The following is a 14,460-nucleotide window of genomic DNA, read 5'->3' as shown; positions in this document are numbered from 1 at the left end:
AGGACGCGAACCGGGTGCGATGATGGTCGCCAACGGCGTCTCCCCGGGAGAGGGCATCATGACGATCACCGTCCGAGAGCTGGTGTACTACCCGGTCAAGGGCTGCGCGGGCACCTCGGTCGAGTCCGCGCAGGTCCTCGGCACCGGCCTCGATCACGACCGGACGTTCATGGTCGTGGACGCGGCCGACGGCGCGTTCCGCAGCCAGCGCACCCACCCCGTGATGGCCGCGATCCGGGTCACGGTCCTGCACTCCGGGGCGGTGCTGGCGCTCCGCGCCGAGGGCGTCGAACCCCTGCGTCTGGACGTCGACCGGGAGGGCCCGCGCCGCGATGTCAGCATGTTCGACCGCCCCCTCGGCGCGGCCGTCGACCAGGGGGACACGGTCGCGGAATGGTTCTCCGACGTGCTCGGGAGCAAGTCTCGGCTGGTACGGGCGGCCCCCGGGTTCGACCGGGACGGCTGGGGCGACACACCGGGCAAGGTCAACTTCGCCGACGCCCACGCGGTGCTGGTCACCTCCACGGCCTCCCTGGACGACCTCAACGCCCGGATCTCCGAACGGGGCGACGCCGACTCCGTACCGATGGACCGCTTCCGCCCCAACATCGTCCTGACCGGCAAGGACGAACCGCACTTCGAGGACCGGGTGCGCCGGATGACCATGGGCTCCGTCGAACTCGCCCACTCGGTGCGCGCGACACGGTGCAACGTCCCGCTCGTCGACCAGGCCACCGGCCTCCGCCGGGGCCCGGAGCCGGTGCGCACCCTGGCCACCTACCGGCGCGAGCCGGAGTACGGGAACCGGGTCAGCTTCGGTGTGAAGAACGCGGTGGTCTGCGAGGGCGCGGTGAGCGTCGGCGACCCGGTCCTGGTCCAGAGTCCGGTCGCTCTCTGAGAGCCGGGCCCCGGCAGGCGCAGGCGGCGAGAATCCACCTGCCCCCTGCACCCGATTCGCCTATCGTCGACCTCGTTTGCCGGTACGGGGCCTTCGCCCCGGCCGGTCGGGACCATGACGTGGAGGACGATTGTGCGCTACCGCGAGCTGGGACGCAGTGGGCTGTCGGTGTCCGAGATCGGCTACGGCGCGTGGGGCATCGGCGAGTCCAGCTGGGTGGGCGCCACGGAGGACGAATCCGTACGTGCCCTCAACCGGGCCGTCGACCTCGGCGTGAACCTCATCGACACGGCTCGCGGTTACGGGGAGAGCGAGCGCATCGTCGGGCGGGTCGTGCGGGAGCGGTCAGGTGACGAGGTGCTGGTCGCGACGAAGGTTCCGCCGAAGAACGGGGTGTGGCCCCCGGCGGACGGCACGGACCCGGCGGAGGCGTTCCCGGGCGACTACATCCGCGCGAGCCTGGAGACCAGTCTGCGCGCCTCCGGGCTGGACCACTTCGACGTGCTCCAGTTCCACGTCTGGAGCGATGAGTGGGTGGGTCGCGGCGACTGGCTGGAGACGGTCGCCGAGCTCAAGCGGGAGGGGAAGATCCGGCTGTTCGGGGTCTCCGTCAACGACCACCGGCCCGAGAGCGCGCTCGCGCTGGTCCGCAGCGGTGCGGTGGACAGCGTCCAGGTCATCTACAACGTGTTCGACCAGTCACCGGCCGACGAACTACTGCCGGCCTGCGAGAAGCACGGGGTCGGGGTCATCGTGCGGGTGGCCCTGGACGAAGGCGGGCTGACCGGCCGGATCACCGCCGGTACGACGTTCCCCGAGGGCGACTGGCGCAACCGCTACTTCCGCGACGACCGGCCGGCCCAGGTCGAGCGCCGGGTGGCGGCGATCGTCGCGGACCTGGGCATCGAACCGGACGCCGTCGCGGAGCACGCACTGCGGTTCGTGCTGAGTTCGCCGGCGGTCTCCACCGTCATCCCGGGCATGCGCAGCGTGCGCAACGTGGAGCGCAACACCGCCCTGAGCGACGGCCGCCCGCTCACCGCTGACCAGTTGGCCGTGCTGGCGCGGCACCGGTGGCAGCGCGACTTCTACTCCTGAGCCGTGCGGGGGTGCGGGGCGGCCGTACCGCTGGATAGCGTCCCGCACCATGGCGATACGGAAGCGGTGGACGTCCAGGGTCCTGCTGATCGACGAGCACGACCGGCTGCTGTTGCTGTGCGGCCGTGATCCGCGCCGCGTGGGGGCGCGTTGGTGGTTCACGGTGGGCGGCGGGGTGGAGGACGGTGAGGACTACGTCCGGGCTGTGGTGCGCGAGGTGCGGGAGGAGACCGCGTTCGAGCTGCCGCCCGCCCGGCTGGGCCCGGTCGTCTGGACCCGGCAGACCCTGTTCGGGGTGGACGGGCGGCGCTACGACCAGTACGAGGAGTACCGCCCGGCCCGGGTCACGGCCGAGGAGGTGGCGGGGATGCGGGTGGAGACCGACGAGGCCGTGTACGGGCACCGCTGGTGGACCGTGGACGAGCTCCGCACCACCTCCCAGACGGTCAGGCCGAGAAGGATGGGCAGGCTGCTCCCCCCGGTGCTGGCCGGGGCCGCGCTCCCCCACCCGGCGCTGCACCTGGGGGACTTCGACGAGGACGAGGACCACGGACCCGGCTGAGCCGTTGCGCCCCGCTCCCGCCCGTCAGATCCGGAAGACCGAGCCCACGAACTCCGCGAGCAGCCGTTCCTTGAGCGGGCCCGGCAGCGCGTCCAGCAGGACCAGGACCGGGGCCATCCGGGCCGGCAGGCCACCGTCGCCGGTGAGGCCCGCGAAGGCCAGGACCGCTTCGACCTCCTCCGGTCCGAGCTTCGACGGGTCGAGTCCGGCGGCCAGTTCGGTGAGGGCGGGGTCCGCCGTGACCGGGGGCAGGGCCCGGGCCGAGCGCAGCGCCGCGTCGAGGTCCGCGAGCAGGGCGTCCACCTGGCCCACCGTGGCCGGGGTCAGCGTGAGGTGGAGGTTGGGCGGCAGCCCGTCGAAGGACAGCTGAGGCTGGAGGTACCAGCCGCGCTCCCGCATCTCGTCGGCGAGGTGCAGCAGCAGGCTCAGCGCGGGTTCGCCGCCTGAGCCGCCCGCACCCTCCGAGCCACCCGAGCTGCCCGAGCCGCCCGCACTCTCCGAGCCGCCCGCGCTGCCCACCGCGTCAGCCCCGTCCGTCCCGTCCAGGACCGTGAAGGCGACGAGTCCCGCCGAGGGGTCGCCGAGCACCCGCACGTCCGGCCTCGCGCGCAGCCCCGCGAGCAGCCGGTCGGAGGCCTCGGCCACCCGGCCCGCCAGTGCGGTGTAGCCGTCCTCGCCGACGTACCGCAGCACCGCCCACGCCTGGGCCAGCAGTCCGCCCGACTTGGTTCCCTGGACGGTCGGGTTGACGACCGGGTAGCCGGGCCAGCCGGCGTGGGCGAAGTACTGGTGGCGGCGCAGCTCCGCGTCCCGGTAGAGCACCACGGATGCGCCCTTGTCGGCGTAGCCGTATTTGTGCAGGTCGACGGAGAGCGAGGTGACGCCGGGCACGGAGAGGTCGAACGGCGGTATCTCCCGCCCCGCGCGCCGCAGGTGCGGCAGTATCCAGCCGCCGATGCAGGCGTCCACATGGCACAGGACGCCCCGCTCGGCGGCGGCCGCGGCGATCTCGGCGACCGGGTCGATCACCCCGTGGGCGTACGAGGGGGCCGAGGCGACGACGAGGGCGGTGCGCGGGGTGATCGCGGCGGCCGTGGCGGCGGCGTCGGCCCGGTACGTGGTCCGGTCGACGGGGATCACGACCGGCTCCAGTCCCAGGTAGGCGGCCGCCTTGTGGAAGGCCGCGTGCGCGGTGGAGGGCAGCACCAGCTGGGGTTCGGTCACCCCGCGTTCGGCTTTCGCGTGGTCGCGGGCCGTCTTCACCGCGAGCAGGATCGACTCCGTGCCGCCGCTGGTGAACGTGCCCTGCGTGCCGGGACCGCCGAGCAGCGCCGCCGCCGCGCCCACCACGTCGTTCTCCAGCCGGGCCACGCTCGGGAAGACCGTGGGGTCGAGGCCGTTGACCGTCGCGTAGGCCGAGTACGCGGCGGCCGCCAGCTCGTCGAGGCCCGCCAGTCCCGCGTCGTAGACGTAGGCGAAGGTCCGGCCGCCGCGGGTGGGTGCGTCGCCGCCGCGCAGGGCGCCGAGTTCGGCGAGCACCTCGGCGGCGGAGACGTCGGGTGCGGGGTCAGTCGGCATGGGCGGGCTCTTCCGTGAGGAGTGGGTCTCGGTAGCGGTGCAGCATCCACAGGCTCGCGGTGGCCAGGACGGCGGGCAGCACGCTCATGCCCAGGGCGATGCCGGTGAGCGCGGCGCCGGACTGGCCGACCCGGTGGCCGGCGTCCGACGAACGGAACCCGGTCACGGCCAGGACGAGCGCGAACACCCCGGCGCCCAGCGCGAAGGCCAGGGTCTCGGCGGCGGTCCACAGCCCGGTGAACGTCGCGGCCCGCCGCTTCCCGGTCCGGACCGTGTCGGCGGCGAGGGTGTCCGCCAGCATCGTCAGCGGCAGCAGCTGGAGTCCGGCGTAGGCGATTCCGATGACCGCGACGGCCGCGTAGCCGATGGCCGGACCGCCCTGCCGGGTGAAGGCGAGCGCGAGCGACCCCGCGAGGTACAGCAGCGAGGCACACCACTGGGCGTAGGTGGTGGAGCGCAGCCGGGCCAGCCGGTTCCACAGCGGCATGAACAGCACCAGCGGGCCGATCAGGCAGGCGAAGAGCGGGGTGACGGCGCTCGCCGAGCCGAGGGTGTACGTGGCGAAGTACTGGACGCCCGCGAGCATCACCCCGATCGCCAGGGCCTGGAGCGTCCACATGGAGACGAGGTGGAGGAACGGCTTGCTGGAGCGGGCGGCGGCGAGCTGGGCGCGCAGCGAGGGTTCGGCCTCGCTGCGGGCGACGGCCGGGGCCCGGCGGGTGGTGAACCAGGCGCCGAACATGCCGAGGGCGAGCAGGACCGCGACCGCGACGCCCATCCGCCGGTAGCTCGCCGGGGTGTCTCCGTCGGCGTGTGCGATGGCGGGGGCGAGGGCGCCGGACAGCAGGATGGCGACGCCGAGGAAGCTCACCCGCCAGCCCAGCACCCGGCGGCGTTCGCCCGGGTCCTCGGTCATCTCGGCGGGCATCGTCACGTACGGCACCTGGAAGACCGCGTAGGCCGTCGCGGCCAGCAGGAACAGGGCCGCCACATAGCCGGCCGCGGCCGCGCCCCGCAGCGGGGGCGCGGCGAAGAGCAGCGCGAAGAGCGGCGGCAGGGTGCAGGCGCCGATCAGCAGGAACGGCCGGCGCGGGCCGCCGCGCAGCCGGCTGCGGTCGGACAGGGCGCCGACCAGCGGGTTGATCAGTACGTCCCAGGCCTTGGGCAGGAACACGGCGGCGCCCGCGACGGCGGCGGGCACGGCCAGGACGTCGGTGAGGTAGTAGAGCAGGATCAGTCCGGGCACGGTGGCGAAGGTGCCGGTGCACAGCGAGCCGAGCCCGTACCCGATGCGGACCTGTCGCGGCAGGCGCGGGTCCGTGTCCGGGGGCGCACCCGTCGGGACGTCGGCTGACATGCCGCAGATCATGAACGAGAGTTCGAGCCTGCGGCAAGGGTTCAGCGTGACGTCAGTGTGAACTCCAGCAGCGGCAGCTCACGGCCCGGGATCGATCCGGACGGCGTCGCGCCGATGCGTACCGCGCCCATGGCCCGGTAGAAGGGCTCGGCGTTGGGGTCCGCGTCGATCGTGAAGCGGGCGAACCCGAGCCTGCGGGCCTCGGCGACGACGTGCTCGAAGAGCAGTCGGCCCACCCCGCGCCCGACGGCGTCCGGCTCGGCGAACATCATGCCGAGCACCCCGGCGGGCGGAGCCCCCTCCAGGGTGGTGAAGCCGAGGATCCGGCCGTCCTCCTCGGCGACCGCGGTCCGGCGGCGGCCGATGTCGCCCGGGGCCATGGTGAGTTCGTCGCGGCAGGCCGCGATGAACGCCTCGTCGTAGCCCCAGTACGCCTTGGAGCGCAGGGCAAGGCCGGTCAGCTCCGCAGCCTCGGACCGCAGTCCCGGCCGTACCTTCACACGCTTCTCCGTCCGCTCGGCTGCCCCATGGCCCGCGGGCTCCGTGGCTGCACGGAGCCCGCGCGCGGGATCACTCGAAGTTGGGGCCTGCGGTCCGGGTCCGCTTGATCTCGTAGAAGCCCGGGATCGACGCGACGAGCAGCGTGCCGTCCCACAGCTTCGCGGCCTCCTCGCCCTTCGGGGCGGGGGTGACGACCGGGCCGAAGAAGGCGACCTGCTCGCCGTCAGCGCCGGGCACGGCGATGACCGGGGTGCCGACGTCCTGGCCGACCTTGTCGATGCCCTCCTGGTGGGAGGCGCGCAGTTCGGTGTCGTACGCGTCGGAGTCGGCGTACTCGGCGAGCTCGGCGGGCAGACCGACGTCCTCGAGCGCGCCCACGATCGCCTCGCGGGTGGGGCCCTCGCCCTTGTTGTGGAAGCGGGTGCCGAGGGCCGTGTAGAGCGGGCCGACGATGTCGTCGCCGTGCTTCTGCTGGGCGGCGATCACCACGCGGACCGGGCCCCAGGCCTTGTTCTCCAGCAGGTCGCGGTACTCGTCGGGCAGCTCGTCCAGCCGGGGCTCGTTGAGTACGGCCAGGCTCATGACGTGCCAGCGGACCTCGACGGGTCGGACCTTCTCCACCTCGAGCATCCAGCGGGAGGTCATCCAGGCCCACGGGCAGAGCGGGTCGAACCAGAAATCGGCGGGGGTCTTGCCGGTTGCCGTGCTGTTCTCAGACATGTCTCTCCTCAGGCGGACCGATCTCACTCTGTGCGCGAGAACACCGCAGGACGCTCCGGCCATTCCCGAATGCCCGGCCGGGAAGCGGCATGGGAGGATCAAAGTATTCGAACGTGACACAAAGGAGTGTGCTCGTGCCCGGTGAAAACCTGTCCCGCGACGAGGCCCGCGAGCGGGCCGAGCTGCTGACCGTCGACGGTTACGACGTGGAGCTCGACGTCAGGTCCGCCATCGGTGACCCCGACGGGGACGGCGGCCGGGACTCAGGTCCGCGGACGTTCCGCTCGGTGACCACGATCCGGTTCCGCTCGGCGCGGGCCGGTGCGACGACCTTCGCCGACCTGATCGCGCCGTCCGTGAACGCGGTGACGCTGGACGGTACGGCGCTGGACCCGGCGGCCGTCTTCGACGGGACGCGGGTGACGCTGGCCGGCCTGCCGGAGGGCGAGCACGTCCTGGTGGTCGACGCGCAGTGCGCGTACAGCCGCACCGGTGAGGGCATGCACCGCTTCGTCGACCCGGAGGACGGCGAGGTCTACCTCTACACGCAGTACGAGCCGGCGGACGCGCGCCGCGTCTTCGCCAACTTCGAGCAGCCCGATCTGAAGGCTCCCTACCGCTTCCGGGTGACCGCGCCCGAGGCCTGGACGGTCTGGAGCAACGGGGCCGAGGAGTCCCGGGACGGCGGGGTGTGGCGGTTCGCCGAGACGAAGCCGATCTCCACGTACATCACGGCGGTCGTGGCCGGTCCGTACCACTACGTGACCGACTCCTACACCCGTACGTTCGACGACGGCACCGAGCTCCGGATCCCGCTCGGCGCACTCTGTCGCAAGGGGCTCGCCCGGCACTTCGACGCCGACGACATCTTCCTGATCACCAAGCAGGGCCTGGACTTCTTCCACGACAACTTCGACTACCCGTACCCGTTCGGGAAGTACGACCAGGCGTTCGTGCCGGAGTACAACCTCGGCGCGATGGAGAACCCGGGCTGCGTCACGTTCCGCGAGGAGTACATCTTCCGCGGGAAGGTGACACGGGCGGCGTACGAGGGCCGGGCCAACGTCATCCTGCACGAGATGGCGCACATGTGGTTCGGCGACCTCGTCACCATGCAGTGGTGGGACGACCTGTGGCTCAAGGAGTCGTTCGCCGACTTCATGGGTGTCTTCGCCATGGTCGAGTCGACCCGGTTCGAGGACGGCTGGATCACCTTCGCCAACAACCGCAAGTCCTGGGCCTACCGCGCCGACCAGCTGCCGTCCACGCACCCGATCACGGCCGACATCCGTGACCTGGAGGACGCCAAGCTCAACTTCGACGGCATCACCTACGCCAAGGGCGCGTCGGTGCTGAAGCAGCTGGTGGCGTACGTGGGGCGGGACGCGTTCCTGGAGGGCGCCCGGCGCTACTTCAAGAAGCACGCGTACGGCAACACCCAGCTGGGCGATCTGCTGTCGGTGCTGGCCGAGACCTCCGGCCGGGACATGACCGGCTGGTCCCGCTCCTGGCTGCAGACCGCGGGCGTCAACTCGCTGACCCCGCTGGTGACGTACGACGCCGCGGACCGGATCACCGAGCTCGCGGTACTCCAGGAGGCGGCCGACTCGCATCCGGAGCTGCGCCCGCACCGGGTCGCGGTCGGGCTGTACCGGCGCGCCGCCGACGGCGACCTGGTGCGGTACGCACGGGCCGAGGTGGACGTGGCGGGGCCGCGCACGGTGATCGCGGAGCTGGCCGGCGCCGAACGGCCCGAGCTGATCCTGGTCAACGACGACGACCTGACGTACTGCAAGGTCCGCTTCGACGAGGTGTCGCTCGCCACGCTGCGCTCGCACCTCGGGGACATCACGGACCCGCTCGCGCGGGCACTGTGCTGGTCCGCGCTGTGGAACCTGACCCGGGACGGGCTGATGCCGGCCCGCGACTTCGTCTCGCTGGTCCTGGACTTCGCAGGACGGGAGACGGACATCGGTGTGCTGCAGATGCTGCACACCTGGACCCGGACCGCGCTGGCGCACTACGCGGCACCGGCCTGGCGCGAGGAGGGCGGCCGGGCGCTGGCCGAGGGCGCGCTGCGTGAGCTGCGGCTCGCGGCGCCGGGCAGCGAGCACCAGCTGGCGTGGGCCCGGTTCTTCGCGGCGGTCGCCGCGTCGGAACCGGACTTCCAGCTGTTGTCGGGGCTGCTCGACGGAACGGCGCGGATCGACGGGCTCGACGTCGACCAGGAGCTCCGGTGGGCGTTCCTGTCCCCGCTGGCCTCGCACGGGCGGGCCGACGAGTCGGTGATCGATGCCGAGCTGGCGCGCGACGACACCGCCTCCGGCAAGCGCCACCAGGTGCGCTGCCTGGCCTCGCGGCCGTCGGCCGCGGTCAAGGCGCAGGCGTGGGCGGGCGTCGTGGAGTCGGACGCGCTCTCCAACGCGCTGGTGGAGGCCACCATCCTGGGCTTCTCGCAGTCCTCGCAGCGGGAGCTGCTGGCGCCGTACACGGACCGGTACTTCGAGGTGATCGAGCGGGTCTGGGCCGAGCGGTCGATCCAGATCGGGATGGCTGTGGTGAAGGGGCTGTTCCCGGCGCTCCAGGGCGACGCGTCGACGCTGGCGGCGGCGGACGCGTGGCTCTCCGGGCACGAGACGGCCGCGCCCGCGCTGCGGCGGCTGGTGCTGGAGGCCCGGGACGACCTCGGCCGGGGGGTGCGGGCGCAGGCGTGCGACTCGGCGGCTGCCGTCTGAGTCGGTACCGGTCCGTCCCGGTCCGTCCGGAGCTATGCCCTTGCCGGGGTGGGCCGGCACATCGGCGAGGGTCCGGTCCTCGGACGCCGGACGGGCCGGGTGCGGTGCGGACGGCTGGGTGAGGGGCGCGGGGAGGGGGCGCCCGGCGGATGCCGGTGCGCCCCTTCAGGGGTTCACAATCCCCGGCGGGCCGGGCCTTTTCGGTTGTCGAACGTCCGTACTTTAGGACGGCGTTGTCCTGGAATGTCGACGGGGCTGTAACAGGGGTTAAGGTCCCGCTCACCGGCGGGATACACCGGAGCATGACCCAGAACACCCCGCTCTCCCCCTGCCACCTCCGCATCAATTCCGATGTGCGGCAACGCGTGCTGTCCACGGCCCAGTTGAAGGCCCGCGGCATCACCTCCGCGCAGGCCGCCGGGCAGTGCGGCACCGGTGGTCCGTGGCAGCAGCCGCTGCCCGGCGTCTACGTCCTGCACCCGGGTCCGCTGAGCGGCCGGGAGCGGCTGCGGTCCGCCCTGCTGTACGCGGGACGGCCACCGGCCTCCGCCCGGCGGGCCGTGTCCGCGCGGAGCGCCGGCACCGGTGCCGACCCCGGGTACGGCGAGGCGATGGTCACCGGGCTCGCCGCGCTCTCGCTGCACGGGTTCGCCGCCGCGCCGCCCGCCGTCTCCCTGGACCGGATCGACGTACTGGTGCCTCGGGTCCGCCGGCTGCGGTCGGTCCGGCACGTCCGGCTGGTGCGGACGGCCGAACTGCCGGAGCCCGAAGTGCTGGACGGGGTGCCGGTGGCCCCGGTGGCCCGTGCGCTGGCCGATGCCGTCGCCGGGCTCGCCGACGCCTTCGTCGTACGCCGGCTGCTCACCGAGGCGGTCAGGGGCGGTCACTGCGAACCGGCCGTCGTGGTGGGCGAGCTGAACCGGGCCAAGGTGCTCGGCCGCCCCCAGGTGGTGAACGCGGTGGACTCGCTGCTCGCCGAGGGCCGGGCGCTCGCGGAGGACCGGCTGTACGACCTGGTGCGGGAGCACGGGCTCCCGGAGCCGCTGTGGAACGTGGACCTGCGACTGCCCGGCGGCCCGCACCTGGGCGGGGTCGACGCCTACTGGCCCGAGGAGGCCGTCGCCGTCGAACTGGACACCAGGGCGCCGCGGTACAGCCGGCTCGACGACGACCGGCGGCAGGACGAGCACGAGGCGGAGTGGTCCGCGTACGCCGCCCGGCGCGAGCACCTGGAACGACTGGGGGTCACCGTCGTCCACATCTCCCCGAAGAAGCTGCGCGAGGCCCTGGAGCAGCAGGCCGTCGTGGTGCGCACGGCGTTGATGGCGGCCGCCGACCGTGAGCCGGCCGCGTACGTGGTGATCCTCCCGCGGTGAGATCCCGGCGGGATGCGGGCGCGGGATCGCCACGTAACCACCGTTTCGTCCCGTGTGACGCATCGGCCCCAGTGGCGGAAGTCCGCCATGTACACAACTCCCCCACCACAACTCTCCACAAAGCCCTGTCATTTACGAAAGGGTGAGCGGTCATCCGGTACCGATTTCCGGACTCTCTCTTTCACATACAGGGATGCTGATGACCTCCGAATCCCCCGGTTACATACCCGGAGCGAGACGCGCGGCACGAGTCGCGGCCGCCGCCGGTCTGGTGGCCGCACTGGCCGCCACCGGCGTCGCCCCCGTCTTCGCCGCCGACGACCCGGCCACCGCCCCCGTGAAGGCAGCCTCCGACGGCGCCCCGGCGGACAAGCTCGGCACGGCCGACGCCGATGTGCTCGCCAAGGCGCGGGCCAAGGGCGAGAAGAACATCACGATGATGGTCGCCACCGCACCCGGTGCGACCGAGCAGGTCAGCAAGCAACTGGGTGCCGTCAAGGGCTCCGTGCTGGGGCGTGCGTACGACAAGCTCGGCTACGTACGGGCGACCGTGCCGACGTCGAGCGCCGAGGCCACCATCAAGGCGGCGTCGAAGCTGACCTCCGTCCACGGCATCGATCTCAAGCAGGAGATCATGCTGGACGACCCGACCCCCGCGGCCGACCGGGCGACCGGCAGCAAGGCCAAGGTGAAGTCGACCGGCAGCTACGCGGCGCCGAACAAGAAGACTCCGGCGAAGAACCCGTACAACCCGTCCTACGAGACGGGTGCGGTCGACTTCGTCAAGCAGAACCCGAAGGCCGACGGCCGCGGCGTGACCATCGGCGTCCTGGACGCGGGCGTCGACCTCGGTCACCCCGCGCTGCAGAAGACCACCACCGGTGAGCGCAAGATCACCGACTGGGTGACGGCGACCGACCCGGTCAGTGACGGCGACGGCACCTGGCTGCGGATGACGGACGCCGTGTCCGGCCCGACGTTCACCTACAAGGGCCGCACGTACTCCGCGCCCAAGGGCAAGTACCGGATCAGTCTGTTCGCCGAGGCCGCCACCAAGGGCGGCGACATGGCGGGCGACCTGAACCGCGACGGTGACACCACCGACGTGTGGGCCGTGCTGTACGACCCGGTCACCGGCACCACCCGGGTGGACCTGAACGACAACGGGAACTTCTCGGACGACACCGTCCTCAAGCCGTACAAGGAGAAGCACCAGGTCTCCTACTTCGGCAAGGACGACCCGCGCACCGACGTCGTCGAGCGCATCCCGTTCGTCGTGGAGACCCGCAAGGGCGTCGTGTACAACGCGGCCGGGGACACCTCCGACTACGTCTCCATCGGCGTCATCGAGTCCGAGCACGGCACGCACGTCGCGGGCATCACCGCCGCGAACGGCCTGTTCGGCGGCAAGATGAACGGTGCCGCGCCCGGCGCGAAGATCGTCTCCTCGCGCGCCTGCACCTGGTCCGGCGGCTGCACCAACATCGCGCTCACCGAGGGCATGATCGACCTCGTCGTGAACCGCGGTGTCGACGTCGTCAACATGTCGATCGGCGGTCTGCCGCCGCTGAACGACGGCAACAACGCCCGCGCCGAGCTGTACAAGCGGCTCATCGACATCTACGGCGTCCAGCTGGTCATCTCGGCCGGCAACGACGGACCGGGCGTCAACACCATCGGTGACCCGGGCCTGGCCGACCACGTCATCTCGGTCGGCGCGTCCATCTCCAAGGAGACCTGGGCCGCGAACTACGGCTCCGCCGTCACCAAGAAGTACGACATGCTGCCGTTCTCCTCGCGCGGCCCGCGTGAGGACGGCGGCTTCACGCCGACCCTGACGGCGCCCGGCGCGTCGATCAACTCGACGCAGACCTGGCTGCCCGGTTCGCCGGTCGCCGAGGCGGGCTACTCGCTCCCGGCCGGTTACTCCATGCTCCAGGGCACGTCGATGGCCTCGCCGCAGGCAGCGGGCGCCACCGCGCTGCTGCTGTCCGCCGCGAAGCAGAAGCACATCGAGCTGCCCCCGGCCGATCTGCGCACCGCGCTGACCAGCACCGCCACCCAGATCAAGGGAGTGCCCGCGCACGCCCAGGGTGCCGGTCTGATCAACATCCTCGACGCCTGGAAGCAGATCAAGAAGCAGGGCGCCCCGGCGCACGAGTACACGGTCAGGGCCCCGGTCGACACCGCGATCGACTTCGCGCTGAAGGACCCGGGCTTCGGCACCGGTCTCTACGACCGCGAGGGCGGCCTCAAGGCCGGTCAGAAGAAGTCGTACGACGTCACGGTCACCCGCACCACGGGCCCGGACAAGAACGTCAAGCACAAGCTGTCGTGGAAGTACAACGACGGCACCTTCAAGCTGACCGGCCCGAAGACCGTCTCGCTGCCGCTCGGCAAGCCGGTGACGGTCAAGGTCCAGGCGAAGCCGGGCAGCGCGGGCGTGCACAGCGCGATCCTCCAGGTCGACGACGCGAAGACCTCCGGCGTCGACCAGCAGATCCTGGCCACCGTCGTCGTCGCCAAGGACCTGGTCAAGCCGGGTTACGCGTTCAAGGCGTCCGGCTCGGTGCAGCGCAACGGCACCACGTCGTACTTCGTGAACGTGCCGGAGGGCGCCAAGACCCTAGAGGTCGCGATGAGCGCCCTGCGCTCGGGCAGCCAGACCCGCTTCATCTCCATCCACCCGTACGGGGTCGCGGTGGAGGACAGCGGGACGCCGTACTGCTACCCGAACTACGACAACCCGGCCAACACCTGCCGCCCCGACGTGCGCTCGTACGCGGACCCGCAGGCCGGTGTCTGGGAGATCGAGGTCGAGGCCCGGCGCACGTCGCCGCTGCTGGACAACCCGTACAAGCTGGATGTCTCGCTGCTCGGCGCCACCTTCGATCCGGCGGTGCAGACCATCGCCGAGGCGAAGATCGGCACCCCCGCCTCGGTGGACTGGACGGTCACCAACAACGCGGGCGCCCTGGAGGGCAAGCTCAAGGGCGGCTCGCTCGGCTCGGCCAAGGTCGACCGCCCGTCGATCTCCACGGGTGACGAGCGGACCACCACGGTCACCATCGGTGAAGGTGTCGAGAAGCTCGACATCGCCATCGGGAACACCGCGGACGCCAACGCCGACCTCGACCTGTACGTCTACCAGGGCTCGGCCCAGGTGGGCGCCTCCACCACGGCGGGCTCCGAGGAGTCGGTCAGCCTGGTGAAGCCGGCCGCCGGTACGTACACGGTCGTCGTCGAGGGCTACGACGTCCCCGCCGGCACCACCGAGTACGACTACCGCGACGTGTACTACTCGTCGTCGCTCGGCACGATCTCCGTCGACGAGTCGAAGGCCGTGAACCTGGCCTCCGGCGCATCGGCCCAGGTCGGAGCGGAGGTGGCGGTCGCCGGGGCGGCCCCCGAGGGTCGGCAGTTCTTCGGCGAGGTCCAGCTGGTGAACGCGCGCGGCACCGCGGCGGGCACCGGCAGCGTCGTGATCGAGAAGGTCACGCCGTAACCACATGTGATCCGTACGACAGTGGGGGGGGGGGGGGCCCGGGGCCCCCCCCCCACCCCGGTGCGCCGCCCCCGCCCCGCCCGTACGCACCCCCCGCCAATGTTTGTGGAAAGGAAGCCGGGGCAAAAAA

General features: G+C 71.8%; 10 protein-coding genes. 6 read left to right on the top strand and 4 right to left on the bottom strand.

The features are described 5' to 3' along the window. Positions 1-58 precede the first annotated feature (58 nt). From ACFVJX_RS12245 to ACFVJX_RS12235, 3 genes are all read left to right on the top strand, one after another. Entirely contained in the window at positions 59-898 is an 840-nt protein-coding gene (locus ACFVJX_RS12245) for an MOSC domain-containing protein (protein ID WP_384135635.1), read from the top strand. 132 nt (positions 899-1,030) lie between these two features. Further along, the gene (locus tag ACFVJX_RS12240) at positions 1,031-1,996 is read left to right on the top strand and encodes an aldo/keto reductase (protein WP_384135643.1); all 966 of its coding nucleotides are present in this window, start codon (positions 1,031-1,033) and stop codon (positions 1,994-1,996) included. A 49-nt stretch (positions 1,997-2,045) separates the two neighbouring features. After that, the gene (locus ACFVJX_RS12235; RefSeq protein ID WP_384135633.1) at positions 2,046-2,558 is read left to right on the top strand and encodes an NUDIX hydrolase; all 513 of its coding nucleotides are present in this window, start codon (positions 2,046-2,048) and stop codon (positions 2,556-2,558) included. A 24-nt stretch (positions 2,559-2,582) separates the two neighbouring features. On the opposite strand, the gene ACFVJX_RS12230 is transcribed toward ACFVJX_RS12235, so the two are convergent. The 4 genes from ACFVJX_RS12230 to ACFVJX_RS12215 form a co-directional block, all read right to left on the bottom strand. Then, on the bottom strand, positions 2,583-4,136 hold the full coding sequence (locus tag ACFVJX_RS12230; RefSeq protein ID WP_384135631.1) for a pyridoxal phosphate-dependent decarboxylase family protein: 1,554 nt from the start codon (positions 4,134-4,136) through the stop codon (positions 2,583-2,585). Further along, positions 4,126-5,493 carry an MFS transporter gene (locus ACFVJX_RS12225; protein WP_384135629.1) on the bottom strand — a complete coding sequence of 456 codons (1,368 nt, stop codon included), beginning with the start codon at positions 5,491-5,493 and terminating at the stop codon, positions 4,126-4,128. Before ACFVJX_RS12225 ends, ACFVJX_RS12230 begins: the two co-directional genes overlap by 11 nt. A 41-nt stretch (positions 5,494-5,534) precedes the next feature. Next, positions 5,535-5,993 carry a GNAT family N-acetyltransferase gene (locus ACFVJX_RS12220; RefSeq protein WP_384135627.1) on the bottom strand — a complete coding sequence of 153 codons (459 nt, stop codon included), beginning with the start codon at positions 5,991-5,993 and terminating at the stop codon, positions 5,535-5,537. A 70-nt stretch (positions 5,994-6,063) separates the two neighbouring features. After that, complete coding sequence (locus tag ACFVJX_RS12215; RefSeq protein WP_384135625.1) at positions 6,064-6,714, bottom strand: DsbA family protein; 651 nt, start codon at positions 6,712-6,714, stop codon at positions 6,064-6,066. Positions 6,715-6,848: 134 nt separating this feature from the next. On the opposite strand from ACFVJX_RS12215, the gene pepN reads away from it, so the two are divergent. The 3 genes from pepN (at position 6,849) to ACFVJX_RS12200 (ending at position 14,330) form a co-directional block, all read left to right on the top strand. Continuing rightward, positions 6,849-9,449 (top strand): aminopeptidase N, encoded by a 2,601-nt coding sequence (gene pepN / locus ACFVJX_RS12210; RefSeq protein ID WP_384135623.1) that lies wholly within the window; start codon positions 6,849-6,851, stop codon positions 9,447-9,449. Positions 9,450-9,751: 302 nt separating this feature from the next. Beyond that, positions 9,752-10,825 (top strand): hypothetical protein, encoded by a 1,074-nt coding sequence (locus tag ACFVJX_RS12205; RefSeq protein WP_384135621.1) that lies wholly within the window; start codon positions 9,752-9,754, stop codon positions 10,823-10,825. A 193-nt stretch (positions 10,826-11,018) separates the two neighbouring features. Beyond that, positions 11,019-14,330, top strand: coding sequence for a S8 family serine peptidase (locus ACFVJX_RS12200; protein ID WP_384135619.1), 3,312 nt, complete (start codon positions 11,019-11,021; stop codon positions 14,328-14,330). The last annotated feature ends 130 nt before the right edge of the window (positions 14,331-14,460 follow it).

Origin of the sequence: Streptomyces sp. NPDC127177 (assembly GCF_042672475.1) — a bacterium.
Taxonomy (GTDB): Bacteria; Actinomycetota; Actinomycetes; order Streptomycetales; family Streptomycetaceae; genus Streptomyces.
Note: the sequence above shows the minus strand (reverse complement) of the source record. Positions and strands in the feature narration are given on the sequence as shown.

Excerpts from the sequence above, each read along its gene's own strand:
- ACFVJX_RS12215 (WP_384135625.1), bottom strand. The coding sequence starts at position 6,714 with ATGTCTGAGAACAGCACGGCAACCGGCAAGACCCCCGCCGATTTCTGG.
- ACFVJX_RS12235 (WP_384135633.1), top strand. The coding sequence starts at position 2,046 with ATGGCGATACGGAAGCGGTGGACGTCCAGGGTCCTGCTGATCGACGAG.
- ACFVJX_RS12230 (WP_384135631.1), bottom strand. The coding sequence starts at position 4,136 with ATGCCGACTGACCCCGCACCCGACGTCTCCGCCGCCGAGGTGCTCGCC.
- ACFVJX_RS12225 (WP_384135629.1), bottom strand. The coding sequence starts at position 5,493 with ATGTCAGCCGACGTCCCGACGGGTGCGCCCCCGGACACGGACCCGCGC.
- ACFVJX_RS12245 (WP_384135635.1), top strand. The coding sequence starts at position 59 with ATGACGATCACCGTCCGAGAGCTGGTGTACTACCCGGTCAAGGGCTGC.
- ACFVJX_RS12205 (WP_384135621.1), top strand. The coding sequence starts at position 9,752 with ATGACCCAGAACACCCCGCTCTCCCCCTGCCACCTCCGCATCAATTCC.
- ACFVJX_RS12200 (WP_384135619.1), top strand. The coding sequence starts at position 11,019 with ATGCTGATGACCTCCGAATCCCCCGGTTACATACCCGGAGCGAGACGC.